This is a genomic window from Duganella fentianensis, assembly GCF_009857835.1.
In the GTDB taxonomy this organism is placed as follows: domain Bacteria; phylum Pseudomonadota; class Gammaproteobacteria; order Burkholderiales; family Burkholderiaceae_D; genus Rugamonas; species Rugamonas fentianensis.
The window spans coordinates 114890-132816 of sequence record NZ_WWCL01000005.1; the positions used below are offsets into that span (position 1 = coordinate 114890).

A 17927-nucleotide genomic window follows, 5' to 3' on the forward strand; every position below is an offset into this window, starting at 1 on the left:
GTAGTGAGTGTTAAACGGTGGCGCTGGCAAACAGCGATTCGACATCGAGTTCGCTGAAATCGCGCGCCATGGCGATGATGTTATCGAAACCGGCAAATGCTTCGGCCGGCAGGGTAGTGGTCAGTACGACGGCGCGCATGCCGGCGCGGCGTGCGGCTTCCACGCCCAGCGGTGCGTCTTCGAACACGATGCTGTGCTCGGGCAGAGCGCCGCTACGCTGGGCTGCCAGCAGGAACACGTCCGGATGTGGCTTGCCGCGCGCCACATCGGCGGCGCCGGCAATCGCATCGAATTCGGCGCGCAGGTCCAGCCCATCGAGCGTGAAGTCGATGTTTTCCGTCGGTGCGGCCGTGGCCACTGCCATGCGCACGCCGGCGCGCCTGGCGCTGGCCATGAAGGCTTCCAGCCCGCCGGCCGGCGCCAGATGGGGCGCATACAGTTCGCGGTAGAGCGATTCCTTTTGCTGATCGAAGCGGGCGTAGTCTTCACGCGTCAGATGGTCGCCCAGATAGGCGGCCAGAATCTCGTGGCTCTGGCGCCCGGCCGTCGCGCGGAAAAATGCGTCTGGCTCCAGCTCCAGACCCTGACGGGCAAAAAAGCTCAGCCACGACTGCATGTGGTAAGCCATGTTGTCGACGAGGGTGCCATCCATATCGAAGATGAAGGCGCGGGCCGGAGTGCTGTGCATTAGACGCCCTGTTTCAGCGAAGCGGAAATGAAGTCGTCCAGATCGCCGTCCAGTACGCCCTTGGTGTTACCCGTTTCGAAGTTGGTACGCAGGTCCTTGATGCGCGACTGGTCCAGCACATAGGAACGGATCTGGTGGCCCCAGCCCACATCGGTCTTGGAGTCTTCCAGTTTCTGCTGCTCGCTCATGCGCTTGCGCAGTTCCAGTTCATACAGCTTAGCTTTCAGCATTTCCATCGCTTCGGCCTTGTTGCGGTGCTGCGAACGGTCATTCTGGCACTGCACGACGATGCCCGTCGGGCCGTGGGTCAGACGTACGGCGGAGTCGGTTTTGTTAATGTGCTGACCACCGGCGCCGGACGCACGGTAGGTGTCGATGCGCAGATCGGCCGGATTGACTTCGATATCGATCGAGTCATCCACTTCCGGATACACGAACAGCGACGTGAACGACGTGTGGCGGCCGTTGGACGAATCGAACGGCGACTTGCGCACCAGACGGTGCACGCCGGTTTCCGTGCGCAGGAAGCCATAGGCGTAATCGCCTTCCACCTTGATGGTGGCGGTCTTGATGCCGGCCACCTCGCCGTCCGACTGTTCCATGACTTCGACTTTGAAGCCTTTGCGTTCGGCATAGCGCAGGTACTGGCGCAGCAGCATGGAAGCCCAGTCTTGGGCTTCGGTACCGCCGGCACCGGCCTGGATGTCGATGAAGCAGTTGTTCGGATCCATAGGATTGTTGAACATCCGGCGGAATTCCATGCCTTCGATGACTTTGCGGACTTCTTCCGCATCGACGATCAGCGCTTCCAGCGTGTCGTCGTCGCCTTCTTCCTTGGCCATGGCGAACAGATCGCCCATGTCCTGCAGGTCGGTATTGGCTTTGGTCAGGGTGAATACCACTGCTTCCAGCGATTTCTTTTCCTTGCCCAGATCCTGAGCCTTTTTCGGCTCGTTCCAGACGGTAGGATCTTCCAGCTCTTCGTTTACCTGTTCGAGTTTCTCCGACTTCTTATCGAAGTCAAAGATACCTCCGAAGTTCGGCTTCGCGCGTGGTCAGATCGGCGAGCAGGGCGGAGAGGGAGTTGATGCGTTCGGCTTCCATGTTTTCTTCTTTTCTCAGGCTGAAATCAAACCCTAGATTATACCCTAGGCAGGCCATGCTCTTGTAGCTATCTGCCCTTGTTTTACCCATTACGGGCCCGCTGTTTGTGGCGGGATCCGGTGCGAACGGGGTGTTTATGCGGGAAATTAGGCGTGAAATGCTGCCATTTATGCCATAAAACAGGTAATATCTCGCCTTTGGTCTGCGCCTTGCTTCTGGCCGGCAGGCTGACTGCGTATGATTCCGCGCAGTGTGTCGTTGTCAAAAATATTTACATTTCTGGAAACCGCTCACCCATGGGTTCTGCCTCCGTTCGTGCCGTTTCTGCCCGCTCCGTAATGTGGCGCAGGGGCCGGCTAGCACTGTTGCCCGCCTTGCTGGCTGCCAGCCTCACGGCTTGCGTCAGCCTGCTGCGCGAGGCTGCGCCGCCGGCCGGCAGCCGCGCTACGCTGGGCGTGCTCGAGACGACCGATCTGCACGCCAATCTGCTGGGCTACGATTACTACAAGCTCAAGGCCGATCCTTCCATCGGTCTGGAACGCACGGCGACCCTGATCGCGCAGGCGCGCAGCGAATTCCCCAACCATGTGCTGCTCGATAACGGCGATGCCATACAGGGCACGGCGCTGGCCGATTATCAGGCGCTGGTCGCGCCGCTGCCCTGCAAGCAGACGCTGGCCGCCTACAAGGCCATGAACCAGCTGGGCTACGACGGTGGCGGCATCGGCAACCATGAATTCAACTATGGGCTGGCCTATCTGAATCAGGTCACGGCCAGCCATTTCGAGGTGGGCGGCGTGGCCAGCGACGCGGCCCGCTGCGCCGGCCCGGCCTTCCCGCTGGTGCTGGCGAATATCTACAGCAGCCGTACGCATGCGCCGCTGTTCCCGCCTTACCGGATTTTGCAGCGCCAGATCAGTGCCACGGGGCCGGATGGTACGCCGGTGCGCAGTACGCTACGCATCGGCATCATCGGTTTTACTCCGCCCGGCGTGCTGCAGTGGGACCAGCGTGCGCTGGAAGGCAAGGTGTATGCGCAAGGCGTACGCGAAGCGGCACTGCAATACATCCCGCAGATGCGCGAGCAGGGGGCCGATCTGGTGATCGCGCTGGCCCATGGCGGGCTCGATGGCGCGCCTTACACGGCGGGGATGGAAGATGCCGGCTACTATCTGGCACAAGTGCCCGGGGTGGACGTGCTGCTGATGGGGCATGCGCACCAGAGCTTCCCGCAGGCAGCCAGCACGCTGCCCGCTTTCAATCTGCCGGGCGTGGACAAGGTGCGCGGCCGCGTGCACGGCGTGCCCTCCGTGATGGCCAATCTGTGGGGGAAAGATCTGGGCGTGATCGGCCTGCGGCTGCGCTACGATGGCCAGCGCTGGCTGGTGGACCGCGACGCCACCACGGTGGAAGTGCGTTCGACCCGCCAGCCGGACCGCAGTTACGTGCCAGCCGATGGCGCGCTGGCGCAGCTGGTGGGGCTTGAGCATGAAGCCACCATACGCTACGTGCAGTCGCCGGTCGGGCATAGCGACTTCCGTATGAGTAGTTATTTCGCCGATGTGGGCGACAGCACGGCCATACAGGTCGTGAATCAGGCGCAGACGGCTTATGTGCAGCGCTATGTGGAAACCAGCCATCCCGCGTGGGGCGGCTTGCCCGTGCTGTCCATGGCCTCGCCGTTCAAGGCTGGTGCGGCTGGCGCGGCGGATTACACCGATGTGCTGGCAGGCGGTCTGGCGCTCAATAATGTGGCCGACCTGTATCTGTATCCGAATGCGCTGCATGTGGTGCGAGTGAATGGCGCCGAACTCAAGGCGTGGCTGGAAAAATCGGCCGAGCGTTTCAACCGCATCGATCCGGCCAGTACTGCCGTGCAGGAGCTGGTCAATCCCGCCGTGCCCGGATTTAATTTCGATATGCTGACAGATGCCGATGTCAGCTATCAGATTGATATCAGCAAACCAGTGGGCCAGCGCATCGGCGGCCTCAGTTATCGCGGCGCGGCTGTGCTGGCAGATCAGCAGTTTCTGGTGGCGACCAATAACTACCGCGCCAGTGGCGGCGGGGCTTTCCCCGCACTGGATGGCAGCCGCACCGTACTGGCGGCACCGGATGCCAGCCGCGATGTGCTGATCAGCTATATCCGTGAACGGCGCCAGTTGAACCGTAACCGTGACGGCGCCCAGCGCAGCTGGCACTTTGCACCGCTGAAGACGCGCGCTGCGGTGGTATTCCATTCGGCGCCGCAGCTGCAGGAGCTGGCCGAGGAGGCTGGCCTGCGCGGCATCACCCAGTTGAAAAATGACGATGGCGGCGGCAAAGGGCTGGCCTTGTATGCGATAGATTTGTCACTATGATCAAACTTTGCACTAAACCGGTGCGCACGCTGCTGGCGGCGCTGTTATCGACTCTGCTGATGGGCGCAGGCTCAGGCGCTTGCGCTGGTCCGGTCGATCAGGCGCGCCTGTATCTACGCGGTAGCGCTGAAGTGCCGGTGGATCTGCCCAGGGCCTTCGCGCTGTTCAGCACTGCCGCCAAGGCAGGCGATGCGCAGGCCGCCTACTATCTGGGCATGATGTACCGTAACGGCATGGGCGTAGCCGCCAATGCCAAGACTGCTGCGCACTGGCTCGCGTTCGCGGCCAACCACCAGATGCCGGCCGCGATGTTCGCGCTGGCACGCTTGTATCTGAGCGGCGAAGGCGTCAAGCGCGACGAGCTGGTAGCGCGCCGCTGGATAGAGAAGGCGGCCGATCTGGAATACCCGGATGCCGTGATGGCCATGGCCATCGGCCTGCGCGATGGTTCCATGGGTTTCGAGCGTAACGAAGCGCTCTATGAAACCCAGATGCGCTTTGCCCAGCGGGCGTTCGAGCGCCGTCCTTCGGGCATGTAAAGCCCCTGTTTGCTAAGCAAACTTCCTTACAGCGATCTTACAACGAGGCCAGTCGCAGCAAGCGTTTTCGCTTGCTGCGATGCCGCACATGTATCTGTTGCTCACACAAGATAAGCCACCTACAATGCATCATCGATGGGGCGTGGTCCAGCCGTATTTCCAGCGTAGTTTCAGCGTAATTCACACTATAAAAACGTTGTATAACAGGAGATAGCAGATGACTTTCAAGTTGAAGATGCTCGTAGCAGGTATCGCACTCGGTTTCTCGGCTGGCGCCATGGCGGCCGACCCCATCAAGATCGGTGTGGCAGGTCCGTTCACGGGCGGTTCTGCGCCCATGGGCGTCTCCATGCGTGACGGCGTCAAGCTGGCCGTGGCGGAAATCAATGCCAAGGGCGGTGTGCTGGGCCGCCAGATCCAGCTGATCGAACGCGACGACGAAGCCAAGAACGAACGTGGCGTACAGATCGCGCAGGAGCTGATCAACAAGGAACGCGTCGTCGCTACCGTCGGCTACATTAACACCGGCGTGGCGCTGGCTTCGCAGCGTTTTTATCAGGACGCCAAGATTCCTGTGATGAACAATGTGGCCACCGGCTCCATTATCACCAAGCAGTTTGCCGACCAGCCTGAGAACTACATCTTCCGCAACTCGGCCAATGACAGCATCCAGTCGCACATGATCGTGCAGGAAGCCGTCGACAACCGCAAATTCAAGAAGGTGGCGATACTGGCCGACTCCACCAACTACGGCCAGCTAGGCCGTGAAGATCTGGAGAAGGCGCTCGACAAGAAAGGCATGAAAGCCGTCGCCATCGAGAAGTACAACCTGAAAGACGTCGACATGACGGCCCAGCTGCTGAAAGCCAAGCAGGCCGGCGCCGAAGTAGTGCTGACCTACGGTATCGGCCCTGAACTGGCGCAGATCGCCAACGGCATGGAAAAGCTGGGCTGGAAAGTGCCGCTGATCGGCAGCTGGACGCTGTCGATGGCTAACTTTATCGACAACGCCGGCAAGAACGGCAACGGCACCCGCATGCCGCAAACCTTTATTCAGGACCCGAATACGCCCAAGCGCAAGGCCTTCATCGACGCTTACGTAAAAGCCTATCACCCGCCGGGCGACCGTATGCCTTCGCCAGTGTCGGCCGCGCAGGGTTACGATTCGATCTATCTGCTGGCAGCCGCCATCAAGCAGGCCGGTAGCACCGAAGGGCCGAAAGTCAAAGCCGCGCTGGAAAGCCTGAACGAGAAGATCGACGGCGTGGTCACCACCTACAGCAAGCCATATAGCAAAGATAACCACGAAGCCATCACGGCCGACATCACCGTGTTCGGTGAAGTCAAAGATGGCAAGGTCGTGGCGGCTGGTAAGTAAGCCCTGCGATTCTGGTCCTGGCCAGTCTTGATGCGTCAAGTCTGGCCTTTTTCTTATCGACACTGACTATCGGTGGTAATTATGGAAATACTGCTGCAACTGGCGTTCAGTGGCATTGCGCTCGGCATGATCTATGCCGTCATCGCATTCGGCTACCAGCTAACCTTTGCCACTTCCGGCACCCTCAATTTCGGTCAGGGAGAATCGCTGATGCTGGGCGCGCTGGTCGGCCTCAGTCTGGTGGGGAATATCCACGGCGGCCCTTACATGAGCTATCTGCTGATGATACCGCTGGTGATCGTGTTCGGCGGGCTGCAGGGCATGTTCGTCGAATGGATAGGCGTACGGCCTGCCATTAAAATCAAATCGGAATTCGGCTGGATCATGTCCACCATCGCGCTGGCCATCATCTTCAAGAACGTGGCGGAGAATATCTGGGGCAAGGATGACCTGACTTTCCCCATGCCGCTCAGTTCCGCACCGATAGAAATCCTGGGCGCCAATGTGCAGCCCATGCAGATCGCCGTGATCGTGGGCGCACTGGCCATCATGGCTGCCGTCGAGCTGTTCAACCGTAAATCCATCTACGGCAAAGCCGTCGTCGCTACGGCCAATGACCGCGATGCGGCCGGCCTGATGGGGATTAATACGGGCATGGTGATTACCTTCTCGTATGCGCTGTCCTCGGCCACGGCGGCATTTGCCGGCGTGCTGGTGGCGCCGCTGACGCTGACGGGTGCCACCATGGGCGCTTCGCTGGGCCTGAAGGCGTTTGCCGTGGCGATTATCGGCGGTCTGACTTCGGGCGTCGGCGCCATCGTCGGCGGGCTGATACTGGGCATCGCCGAGACCATGACGGGTTACTACATCTCGACCGGCTACAAGGAAGTGCCGGGCTTGCTGCTGCTGTTGCTGGTGCTGGCGGTGAAACCGTCCGGCCTGTTCGGCAAAGCCGCCATCAAGAAAGTCTGAGGTCTACATGAACAAGAAGCTACTTGCAGCAAGCGTACTCGGACTGGCGGTACTGGCACTGTATCCGGTGCTGATTCCTAATCCTTACTATATCCATCTATTCGAAACGATACTGATCTACGCGATACTATTGTTCGGCCTCGATATCGTGGTCGGCTATACGGGGCAGGTGTCGCTGGGCCATGCGGGCCTGTTCGGCATCGGCTCGTATGCCACCGGTGTGCTGGCGTTCAAACTGGGTGCGCCGTTCTGGGTGGCGATACCGGCCAGCATAGCCAGTGCCGCCATCTTTGGTGCCATCCTTGCGCTGCCGGCGCTGCGCGTGACGGGGCCGTATCTGGCCATGGTGACGCTGGCCTTCGGCACCATCATCCAGATTCTGATCAACGAGATGACCTTCCTGACGGAAGGGCCGATGGGCATCAAGATCGCCAAGCCGGTGATCCTCGGTCAGAAGCTCAGTGAAGTGGGCTACTACTACATGGTGGCCGTGCTGATGGTGCTGGCGCTGGTGATCGTGCACCGCGTGCTCAAATCGAATCTGGGCCGCGCGTTCGAAGCGCTGCGCGATAGTCCGATTGCGTCCGACTGTATGGGCGTTTCGGTGTACCGCTACAAGGTGTATGCCTTCATCATCAGCGCCGGTTTCGCCGGTCTGGCGGGTAGCCTGTATGCGTATTCGGAAGAATACATCTCGCCCAATACCTACAACTTCGAGCTGACCATATTGTTCCTGCTGGCCGTGATCATGGGCGGCCGCAAGACCCGTTCCGGTTCGCTGATCGGCGCGCTGATCGTGGTAATGCTGCCTAGCCTGCTGGCCGACATCGAACTGTTCCGCCAGATTGCCGTTGCTGCCGCGGTACTTGGGGTGCTCGGTTCGGCACTGATGCTGGCCAAAAAGCGCAGCACGGTGCGCGGCGTGCTGGTGCCGCTGGTGGCCACCATCGGCATGGCGGCAACCTCGTTCAAGCTGGAGAACATCGTCGACTGGCGTCTGACCATCTTCGGCCTGATGACGCTGTTCGTGGTGTACTACCTGCAGGACGGTATCGTCGGCTTCCTGCAGAACCTGATGGGGCGCGGCGCCCAGCATGCGCAGGGTGTGGCGGCCAGCGGCGTGGCGCCGTTCGACCGTGCACAGGGCGGCACGGCCGGCAGTACGCTGCTGCAGGTCGACCAGATCCTGATGCAGTTCGGCGGTCTGAAAGCGCTGAATCAGGTGAACCTGAACGTGATTCAGGGCTCGGTCCATGGCCTGATCGGGCCTAACGGTTCCGGCAAGAGCACCATGATGAATGTGCTGACGGGGATCTACAAGCCTACCAACGGTAAGGTCAGCTTTGCCGGTGCGGTGATTTCTGGCCGTACGCCATCGGAGATTGCGCTGGGCGGCGTAGCGCGGACCTTCCAGAACGTGCAGCTATTCGGTGAAATGACGGCCACCGAGAACGTGCTGGTCGGCCTGCACAATACCTTCAAATCGAATGTGCTGGATGTGATGCTGCAGACGCCCCGTTACAAGGCTGAGGAAAAAGCCGCGCGTGACCGTGCTGCCAGCATCCTCGAATTTGTCGGCCTGTCCGCCATGGCCAACGAGGAAGCGCGCAATCTGCCGTATGGTAAGCAGCGCCTGCTGGAGATAGGCCGTGCACTGGGTCTGAGTCCGCGTCTGCTGCTGCTCGATGAACCGGCGGCTGGTCTGACGGCACCCGATATCAAGGAGCTGATGGCCATCATCCGCAAGATCCGCGACCACGGCATCACCATCATCCTGATCGAACACCATATGGACGTGGTGATGGCGCTGTCCGATACGGTGACGGTGCTGGACTTCGGCCAGAAGATCGCGGAAGGTGTGCCTAACGCCGTGCAGAACGATCCCAAGGTGATCGAGGCCTACCTTGGCGGCAGCGGTGAAGAACACGGCGGTACCAAAGCGCCGGCGGCGCACTGAATAGACAGATAAGGATAGCCCATGCTTTCGATTTCAAATCTGCAGGCTGCCTATGGCAAAGTCGAAGTCCTGCACGGTATTTCACTGGAAGTCCCCAAGGGTAAGCTGGTGACGCTGATCGGCTCTAACGGTGCCGGCAAGACCACCACCATGCGCGCCATTTCCGGCATGCTCAAGCCCAAGGGCGGCAAGGTAACGCTGGATGGCAAGGACATTACCGGCGTGGATTCGCACCGGATAGCCCGTGCCGGTCTGGCCCATTCGCCGGAAGGGCGGCGTGTGTTCGCGTCGATGACGGTGCTGGACAACCTGCTGCTCGGCGCCTTCCCGCGATTTACCCGCGCCCGCCCCAAAGGCGATATCAAGCACGATCTGGACAAGGCGCTGGACCTGTTCCCCCGCCTGAAGGAGCGTCAGACCCAGCTGGCCGGTACGCTGTCCGGCGGCGAGCAGCAGATGCTGGCCATGGCGCGCGCCGTGATGCTCAACCCCGAAGTCATCCTGCTCGATGAACCGTCGATGGGACTGGCGCCGATACTGGTGGAAGAAGTGTTCCGCATCATCCAGCGGCTCAAGACGGAAGGTGTGACCATGCTGCTGGTGGAGCAGTTTGCCGCCGCTGCACTAAACGTTGCCGATTATGGCTATGTGCTGGAGAATGGCAGTATTTCCGTCCACGGCCCGGCGGAGAGCCTGAAAACAGATCCCAAGGTGATTGCGGCCTACCTGGGAGGAGGACACTAGCTATATGAGTTTGCAATCGGTACGTGATTTTTTCGTCGCTCGCGACATGCAGATGCCCATCATCGAACTGGATGTGAGTACCGCCACCGTAGCACTGGCTGCCGAAGCGCACGGGGTGGAACCGGGCCGGATCGCCAAGACACTGGCGTTCCGGCTAGGCGAAGGGAAGATCATACTGCTGGTGGCCAGTGGCGTGGCACGTATCGATAATCGCAAATTCAAGGACGCTTTCGGCAAAGGCAAGATGCTGGCGCCAGACGAAGTGGCCGATATTACCGGCCATCCCGTCGGCGGCGTCTGCCCGTTCGGACTGGCGCAGCAGATCCCCATCTATCTGGACCAGTCGCTCAATAATTATGATGAAGTGCTGCCGGCGGCCGGTTCCATCAATAGCGCTGTGCGCATTACACCGGCCATGATCGCCAGCGTGACGGCGGGCCAGTGGGTGGACGTATGCTGAAGCTTGGCCGAATGGCCAGTGCCATGACGCTGGCTGTGCTGGGCGGCTTCACGGTACTGGCGCAGGCTGCTGTGGAACGCATCGAAATCCGCGAGCGCGTGCCGTTTGCGGCCGGCACCAGTTACGGCGAGGCTGGTGCATACGAAAAAATCCGCGGCGTGGCCCATTTTGCGCTCGACCCGCGCGAGCGCGCCAATGCCGGCATCGTTGATCTGGGACGGGCGCCGCGCGATGAATACGGGCGGGTGCACTTTTCCAGTGAATTCGTGCTGCTGCGTCCAGTGCATGGCAAGCCGACTACCCTGATTTACGACGTCAATAACCGCGGCGGCATCGCCATGCTGGGGCAGATCAATGGCCGCAGCCCGGCCAATAACGACCCCGCCACGGCGGAAGATGCCGGCGATGGTTTCCTGATGCGGCATGGTTTCAGCCTGCTGTTTTCGGCCTGGACCTGGGACGTGGCACCGGGCGCACCGGCAGCGCGCCCGCTGGTGCTGGTTCCGCCCGTGCTGAAAGGCGTGCAGGGCAGGGTGAACAACGAATTCATCGTCAATGCCGTAAGCGATATCGCCAGCTATGCCGGCATGCGCGGGCTGACCTATGAACCGGCCACGCCTAACGATCCCCATGCCCAGCTGACCCGGCGCCGCCGGCCGGAGGAGCCGCGCCGGCCTATACCACGGAGTAGCTGGCAGTTCGTCGAACCGGCGCAGGCGGGCGGTCCGGGGCGGATACGGCTGGAAGGTGGATTCCAGACTGGCGTGATTTACGAATTGAGCTATGTGGCCCGCGATCCGTATGTGGCTGGCGCCGGCATGGCCGGTATCCGTGATCTGCTGTCCTATCTGCGCGACCATCCGCTGGAAGGCGCGCCTGTGCCGAAAAATATTCTGATGTTCGGCATCAGCCAGTCCGGCCGCCTGATAGGCCGCATGCTGCATGATGGCCTGAATGTGGACGAAGGCGGCAAGCTGGTGTTCGATGGCGCCTACCTGCACGTGCCCGGTGCCGGTGGTTCGGCCGGTTTTAACAGTCGTTTCGTCCAGCCTACCCGTCACCCTTCCATGCTGGAGGAGCACGACTATCCGGCCGATGCCTTCCCGTTCACGGCAGCGCCTACGCGTGACCCTGTGATGGGCAAGACCGCATCCACCCTCGACAAGGCGCGCGACCGTCAGGGCCGTTTGCCCAAGCTATTCATTGCCAATACTTCGACCGAGTTCTGGAACCGTGGCGCTTCGCTGGTCGCCACCACGCCCGATGGGGGGCTCGATGTGGCGCCGCCAGAGAATGTGCGCCTGTACGGCCTAATGGGAGCGCAGCATTATGTGGGACGCTCGCGTACGCGCGCGCCGTTCACGGCCTGCGTTTCTACCAGCGACCATTACACCACCATGCGCGCACTGGTGCTGGCGCTGGATGAATGGACCAGTCAGGGCAAGGCGCCGCCAGCCAGCGCCTATCCCAGCCTGAACGAGCATACGCTGACCAGCGTGGCCGATTATCGCGCCGTATTCCCAAAAGGGCTGGGCATCACACCACCCGAACAGAATCTGCGCGAGCCACGGCTGAAGTTCGGCTGGCGTTACGAGCGCTTCGGTATCGCCGATACGGTGCCGCCCAAACAGGGCGCCGAATACGAAACGCTGGTGCCGGTGCCGGATGGCGACGGCAATGACAAGGGCGGGGTGCGACTGGTGGAAGTGCAGGCACCACTGGGCACGCACACGGGCTGGAATCTGCGTGCACCTGACACCGGCTTTGGCTGGGCCACGTCGCGTTTCGATGGCAGCTTCGTGCCGTTCGCACGCACCGAGGCCGAGCGGCTGGCCGCTGGCGATCCGCGTCCCAGTCTGGCCGAACGCTATCCGACCCGTGAAAACTTTGCAGATGCCGTACGTGGCGCCGCTGAAAACCTGATCCGCGCGCGTCTGCTGTTGCCGGAAGATCTGGAGCGCACCATGGCCGGCAATCTGGGCCTGTACGACCGTATCCAGCAACGTGATCCGGCCGATCAGGGCTGCAACTATCTTTACGCTACACCATGAGTAAAACCTTATTGATAAAAAATGCGCGTGTGCTGGTCACGATGGACGAGCAACGCCGCGAACTGGCCGATGGTGCCATCTTCATCCGCGATCATGTGATCGAACAGGTGGGCTATAGCGCCGATCTGCCACAGACGGCGGACGAGGTGATCGACGCCAGCGCCCACGTGGTGTTGCCGGGGCTGATCAACACCCATCACCATATGTACCAGAGCCTGACGCGCGCCATACCGGCGGCGCAGAACGGCGAACTGTTTAACTGGCTGACCAATCTGTATCCCATCTGGGCAGGGCTGACACCGGAAATGGTGCGAGTGTCGACCCAGACGGCGATGGCCGAGCTGATACTGTCCGGCTGCACTACCAGCAGCGATCATCTGTACATCTACCCGAATGGCTGCAAGCTCGATCACAGCATCGAGGCGGCCAGCGAGATCGGCATGCGTTTCCACGCCGCGCGCGGTTCCATGAGCGTGGGCCAGTCGCAAGGCGGCCTGCCGCCCGACCGTGTGGTGGAGAGCGAAGCGGCCATCCTCAAGGATAGCCAGCGCCTGATCGAGCAGTATCACGACGCCGGCCGCCATGCCATGCAGCGCGTGGTGGTGGCGCCCTGTTCGCCGTTTTCCGTGTCGCGTGATCTGATGAAGGAGGCGGCGGCACTGGCGCGCAGCTACGGCGTATCCTTGCACACCCATCTGGCAGAAAACGCCAACGATATTGCCTACAGCCGCGAGAAGTTCAACATGACGCCGGCCGAATATGCGGAAGACTGCGGCTGGGTAGGGCACGATGTGTGGCATGCCCACTGTGTCCAGCTGGATGACGACGGCATCTATCTGTTTGCCCGCACGGGCACGGGCATCGCCCACTGTCCGTGTTCGAATATGCGGCTGGCTTCCGGCATAGCGCCTATCCGCAAGATGCTCGACCGTGGCGTGGCCGTGGGACTGGGCGTGGATGGCAGTGCTTCCAACGATGCCGGCCATATGCTGGGCGAAGTGCGGCAGGCCATGCTGCTGCAGCGCGTGGGCTTTGGCCCGGACGCCATGACGGCGCGGCAGGCGCTGGAACTGGCCACACTGGGTGGCGCACGGGTGCTGAATCGGGATGATATCGGTGCACTCAAGCCGGGCATGTCGGCCGATCTGGTGCTATTCCGCATGGACGGCATCGCGACAGCCGGTGCGCTGCACGATCCGGTGGCGGCGCTGGTGTTCTGCACGCCGCCGGCGGTGGACTACAGCATTATCCACGGCCGCGTGGTGGTACGCGACGGGCAGCTGGCGACACTGGATCTGCCCGCGCTGATAGAGCGGCATAACGGGCTGGCGCTGCAACTGGCGCAGGCTGCCCGCAACGCTTAGTGGACGCTGGTCGGTACGGCTTTCTGCTGTTGCACCAGTATGAAGGGGCTGACCACGCAGGCCCATAGTTCGGCGCTGGTTTCCAGCCAGCGCTGGGCCTGTTCGTCATTGACTTTGGCAAGCAGGCCCGCTTCCATCCAGCGGCTGATATTGGCCTTGTCGTCATGTGAAATGCGTACGGCGACATCGACCAGATCGAGCGTATCGGCGATCCACACCACATTACCCTGTGCAAAATGCTTGAGCAGCTCGGTCCATGGCAGACGTGCCGTTTCGCGATTGACCTTGTTGCGAAGTTCGATATCTTTTTCAGGTTTTGTTTGCATGGGCTTGCTTGACTCACAGTGGTTCGATGTTCGGGACAGGACTACCCCGCCATGTTAACCGATAGCTGGCCCCTTTGCGAACATTGCCCACCAGCGCGGGGCGGAAGCAGGCGAGGTTGGTGCCGCCCGCATGGCGTACGCTGGGATAGATGACCCCCAGCGCGCCGCTGTCGAGCAGGCGTTCGGCCAGCGTCTGCGAGGCGATATAGCTATCCGGCTGCAGGCAGTCCTGATAGCGCGATTGGCCGCGCAGATCGTGGAAGCTGGCAGTGAAATCGGCCAGCATGGTCTGATACTGCACGCTATCGTCATAGCGCTTGATCTCCGCATACTCCACAGCTTTATGGAAGCTCACTTCGGCCAAGGCGGTCGCCACATCGAAGGCGCAATACCATGCGCCCCGTTCGCCCGTATTGAAACGGCTGCCTTCGGGGCGGGCGTAGGTAAAGGCGGCGTTGATGATGCGGAAATGCGGCACGCCGAACACCAGTTCATCGGTCGTAATGCCGACCGCGCCACCATGCTGGGCGCGCAGGCGGGCATTGGTGGCGTTATCGAGTTCGAACAGGTCGTGCAGTTCCTGATCCGTCTCCGCCAGTGGCGACAGTACCGAGTCCTCCGTATCGGCGTAACGGGACGGCAGCAGCCGGCAGGTGTCGAACTGGCGCAAACTCGTCAGCGGCAGCACTTACAGGCCTCCGCGTCGCGCATCGAGCAGCTGCCGCACGATCTGCATGGCTGGCAGGCCGCCGCTGAGCAGATAGTTCAGCGGCGTGCGGCCGCCGAACAGCAGATTGGTATTGGGCAGGCTGATCCACTCGTCGGCCAGCTGGTCGCCGTAAAGAATGTGCAAGGCCTTGTAGATACCCAGCAGATAGGAGATGCGTGTGATGCAATCGACTTCCAGCGTGCGCTCGGGTTTCTTCTTCCACTCGTAATAGGCGCTGTTGGAAATGCCGCCCAGCAGCTCGCGGGCGTCTTCATCGCGCAGCTTCCAGGCTGCCACCAGTTTGAAAAAGCCCTTCAGAGCGGCTTTGCTCAGGCGCTCCCGTTCGGCCTTGGCATTCAGGTCGACCAGTATGGTGGGTTCGAAGCGGCTGCGTGGGTAGGCGTAAGTCAGATTCATGATTCCTCCGTCTTTGGAGTATTTATACTCCTTTTCCGGAGGGTGGTCAAACGGTGACGTGTCAGGCTGCTTCTGCGTGTTCGACCAGTAATTGCACTTTTGTTACGCCGTTGTATTCGTTGGCATCGAGCCGGAATGCCACTTTGGCCCGTTCGCCCAGCGCATCCGTGTGGCCGAACCAGATCGCATCGTAGCGCGCGCCATTCTTTTCCAGCAGCAGTTTGAGATGGCGTTCCTTGAGGATGCGCTGGCTGACCACGCGGAAATCGTCGCAGAATACGGGCGGGGCAAAACCCTGCCCCCATACCTGGCCATCCATCAGGGCGATGAAGTCGGTACTGAAATAGGCCTCTTCCAGCGGGCCATCCGTCTCGACCACGCGTTCCAGCTGCTGGCTGCTCAGCCATGCGCGCCCCACTTCTTCGAATGCGGCGGCAAAAGCATCGAAAGCGTCGGCGCGCAGTGTCAGGCCAGCCGCCATGGCGTGGCCGCCGAATTTGTCGATCAGTGACGGGGCTTTTTTCGATACCAGATCAAGTGCATCGCGCAGGTGGAAGCCGGGGATGGAGCGGCCCGAACCTTTAATCCAGCCATCGCCGCCGGGGGCGAAGGTGATGGTGGGGCGGAAGAACTTCTCTTTCAGGCGCGAGGCGACGATGCCGATTACGCCCTGATGCCATTCCGGATCGAAGACGCAGATGGTGCTGCTGTGGGCCGGCTCGAAGCTGTCCAGATGGAGCAGGGCAGTATCCTGCATTTCCGCTTCGATTTCGCGGCGCTTGAGGTTGATGTCGTTGAGCTGCTGGGCCAGTTCCCAGGCGCGGCTTTCGTCATCCGTAATCAGGCATTCGATACCGAGCGACATATCTTCCAGCCGCCCCGCTGCATTCAGGCGCGGTCCCAGCGCAAAGCCCAGATCAAACGGATTGGCGGTGCGCGGGTTACGTCCCGCCACGCGGAACAGGGCCGCCACGCCGGCGTGCATGCGGCCGGCGCGCATGCGCTTCAGGCCTTGCGCCACGAGGATGCGGTTATTGCTGTCGAGTCGCACCACGTCGGCCACCGTGCCCAGTGCAACGAGGTCCAGCAGGTGATCGAGCTTGGGCTGGGTCTGGGCGTCGAATACGCCACGGCGGCGCAGTTCGGCGCGCAAGGCCAGTAGCACGTAGAACACCACGCCCACGCCGGCGATATGCTTGCTGGGGAAGCCGCAGCCGGGCTGATTGGGGTTGACGATCACCTGCGCGGCCGGCAGTTCGTCGCCCGGCAAGTGGTGGTCGGTGACCACCACGGCGATGCCACGCCGGTTGGCTTCGGCCACGCCGCTGATGCTGGCAATACCATTGTCGACCGTGATGATGATGTCCGGCTGCTTTTCCGCCGCCGTCAGGGCCACGATTTCGGGCGTCAGGCCGTAGCCGTAATCGAAGCGGTTGGGCACGATGAAATCGATATTCGCACCCATGCTGCGCAGGCCGCGCAAAGCCACGGCGCAGGCGGTGGCACCATCGCAATCGTAATCGGCCACAATGACCATGCGGGCCTGACGGGCGATAGCATCGGCCAGGAAGCCAGCGGCAGCATCGATGTGCAGCAGCGCGCCCGGTGGTGTCATGGCGGCCAGTTCGCTGGACAGTTCCTGCGGATCGGTCAGGCCGCGTGCTGCATACAGCCGCGCCAGTACCGGATGGATGCCGCCCTGACGCAGCATTTCGGCCGCGCGCAGCGGACAGGGGCGGGTGGCGATACGGGTCATGTCAGCCTTGCTTCGATAGATGGTTTAGATTGCATTTGCGCCAGAAAGTGCGCAGCGACAGACGGCTGCAATCAGCTTGCTGCGTGCGTTCGCGATCACTCAGCAGCAGCGTGAGCTGGTCGATCTGGCCGCTGCGCAGCCCCTGCAGCAGAGGCGCCAGCCAGGTCTGGTCGATGGTCTGCATGCGTTCCAGCCAGACGGACCATTCACCGGCCTGCGCCGGCCCGATCAGGTCGGGCACGATCAGGGGGCGCGGCGCGGCCAGCAGCTGCTGGGCGCTGGCCTTGCGCCAGGTGTGATCTGTCAGGGCTTGCAGCCAGTCAGGGCCGCCCGCCACTGCCAGTGCCGGTACCGCGTTCGTGCGCGCAGCAGCACCGCCCCAGATCCAGCAGGCATTGATGACGGCGGAACCACGGGCTTCGCGGGCCTGATTCACGGGGTGTTCGTGCCATGCCATCTGCACTTCATTCTGCAGGCGGCGGCCGGCGCGTGCCAGTTCGCCTTCCGGCATCCAGTCGCTGACATTCTGCGTCACGGCGGCATCCGGTGTGGCGGTGTCGAGGCTGGCCCAGTCGTCGGCACGCCAGAACCATAGCTGCGGGGTGGCGTACAGCAGCGTGCCGCCTTGCTGTTCGAAGCTGGGGCGCGCGGCATCGAACAGGGCGCGCGATTCCGCTTCGCTCAGGCTGATGCCGCGCTGGTCGGCCAGCAGCAGATGGGTGCGGGCCAGCTGCAGGTGGCTGGGCTGGACCATGAACCAGTAGCCCTGCTGTGCTGCCGCCTGCAGCCCATAGCCAAGCATGGCGCCGGTGGCCAGTGCCAGGCTGTCTGTCATGCCCGTATCAAGTCCAGCCAGCCAGACTTCATGGGGCAGGGCGCGCACAGCGCTATCGAAAATGCTTGAACGTAAACGTTTGTGGCGAGACAACAACGTCGCCAGAGCAGGGGCTTCAAGCACGCGAATGAGGTCGCCAGCGAGTTCGGCGGGCGGCAAAGCAAAGGGTAGTGCAACGGTAAGCTGGTTCATTCCGTCATTGTAGGCCAACACGGGGCAGGGTGGAAATGTTGCTTGACGGAATAATTATGTATATAGGAGAATCTT

Annotated in this window: 16 protein-coding genes; 9 read left to right on the forward strand and 7 right to left on the reverse strand. The window is 61.6% G+C overall.

Annotated elements, in window-relative coordinates; all coding sequences use genetic code 11:
* Positions 1-10: 10 nt before the first annotated feature.
* Positions 11-688: an HAD family hydrolase gene (locus tag GTP23_RS21025; RefSeq protein ID WP_161036936.1), complete on the reverse strand. Its 678-nt coding sequence runs from the start codon at positions 686-688 to the stop codon at positions 11-13.
* A protein-coding gene (gene prfB / locus GTP23_RS21030) for a peptide chain release factor 2 (RefSeq protein WP_161036937.1) occupies positions 688-1792 on the reverse strand; the annotation gives its coding sequence in 2 pieces (ribosomal slippage) (positions 688-1710 and positions 1712-1792; 1104 coding nt in all). Before prfB ends, GTP23_RS21025 begins: the two co-directional genes overlap by 1 nt.
* Before the next feature lie 338 nt (positions 1793-2130).
* On the opposite strand from prfB, the gene GTP23_RS21035 reads away from it, so the two are divergent.
* The 9 genes from GTP23_RS21035 (at position 2131) to GTP23_RS21075 (ending at position 13617) form a co-directional block, all read left to right on the forward strand.
* Positions 2131-4152, forward strand: coding sequence for a bifunctional 2',3'-cyclic-nucleotide 2'-phosphodiesterase/3'-nucleotidase (locus GTP23_RS21035; RefSeq protein ID WP_161036968.1), 2022 nt, complete (start codon positions 2131-2133; stop codon positions 4150-4152).
* Positions 4149-4691: a tetratricopeptide repeat protein gene (locus tag GTP23_RS21040; RefSeq protein WP_161036938.1), complete on the forward strand. Its 543-nt coding sequence runs from the start codon at positions 4149-4151 to the stop codon at positions 4689-4691. The genes GTP23_RS21035 and GTP23_RS21040 overlap by 4 nt, the downstream gene beginning before the upstream one ends.
* Before the next feature lie 217 nt (positions 4692-4908).
* Positions 4909-6069 (forward strand): ABC transporter substrate-binding protein, encoded by a 1161-nt coding sequence (locus GTP23_RS21045; protein ID WP_161036939.1) that lies wholly within the window; start codon positions 4909-4911, stop codon positions 6067-6069.
* Between the two features lie 81 nt (positions 6070-6150).
* Positions 6151-7041, forward strand: a complete 891-nt coding sequence (locus GTP23_RS21050) for a branched-chain amino acid ABC transporter permease (protein WP_161036940.1) — start codon at positions 6151-6153, stop codon at positions 7039-7041.
* Between the two features lie 7 nt (positions 7042-7048).
* A complete protein-coding gene (locus tag GTP23_RS21055; protein WP_161036941.1) occupies positions 7049-8998 on the forward strand; it encodes a branched-chain amino acid ABC transporter ATP-binding protein/permease in 1950 nt (649 codons plus the stop codon).
* A gap of 21 nt (positions 8999-9019) precedes the next feature.
* Positions 9020-9742 carry an ABC transporter ATP-binding protein gene (locus GTP23_RS21060; protein WP_155433995.1) on the forward strand — a complete coding sequence of 241 codons (723 nt, stop codon included), beginning with the start codon at positions 9020-9022 and terminating at the stop codon, positions 9740-9742.
* A gap of 4 nt (positions 9743-9746) precedes the next feature.
* A complete protein-coding gene (locus GTP23_RS21065) occupies positions 9747-10202 on the forward strand; it encodes a YbaK/EbsC family protein (protein ID WP_161036942.1) in 456 nt (151 codons plus the stop codon).
* Positions 10196-12253 carry an alpha/beta hydrolase domain-containing protein gene (locus GTP23_RS21070; protein ID WP_161036943.1) on the forward strand — a complete coding sequence of 686 codons (2058 nt, stop codon included), beginning with the start codon at positions 10196-10198 and terminating at the stop codon, positions 12251-12253. Before GTP23_RS21065 ends, GTP23_RS21070 begins: the two co-directional genes overlap by 7 nt.
* Positions 12250-13617, forward strand: a complete 1368-nt coding sequence (locus tag GTP23_RS21075; RefSeq protein ID WP_161036944.1) for an 8-oxoguanine deaminase — start codon at positions 12250-12252, stop codon at positions 13615-13617. The genes GTP23_RS21070 and GTP23_RS21075 overlap by 4 nt, the downstream gene beginning before the upstream one ends.
* Here the strand turns inward: GTP23_RS21075 and GTP23_RS21080 are convergent.
* The 5 genes from GTP23_RS21080 to GTP23_RS21100 form a co-directional block, all read right to left on the reverse strand.
* The gene (locus GTP23_RS21080; protein ID WP_161036945.1) at positions 13614-13943 is read right to left on the reverse strand and encodes a DUF2288 domain-containing protein; all 330 of its coding nucleotides are present in this window, start codon (positions 13941-13943) and stop codon (positions 13614-13616) included. The genes GTP23_RS21075 and GTP23_RS21080 overlap by 4 nt on opposite strands.
* Before the next feature lie 13 nt (positions 13944-13956).
* On the reverse strand, positions 13957-14631 hold the full coding sequence (locus GTP23_RS21085) for an RES family NAD+ phosphorylase (protein ID WP_161036946.1): 675 nt from the start codon (positions 14629-14631) through the stop codon (positions 13957-13959).
* The gene (locus tag GTP23_RS21090; RefSeq protein ID WP_155434000.1) at positions 14632-15069 is read right to left on the reverse strand and encodes an MbcA/ParS/Xre antitoxin family protein; all 438 of its coding nucleotides are present in this window, start codon (positions 15067-15069) and stop codon (positions 14632-14634) included.
* Positions 15070-15130: 61 nt separating this feature from the next.
* Entirely contained in the window at positions 15131-16825 is a 1695-nt protein-coding gene (gene recJ / locus GTP23_RS21095) for a single-stranded-DNA-specific exonuclease RecJ (protein WP_161036947.1), read from the reverse strand.
* Position 16826: 1 nt separating this feature from the next.
* A complete protein-coding gene (locus GTP23_RS21100) occupies positions 16827-17660 on the reverse strand; it encodes a hypothetical protein (RefSeq protein WP_229256219.1) in 834 nt (277 codons plus the stop codon).
* Positions 17661-17927: the final 267 nt, after the last annotated feature.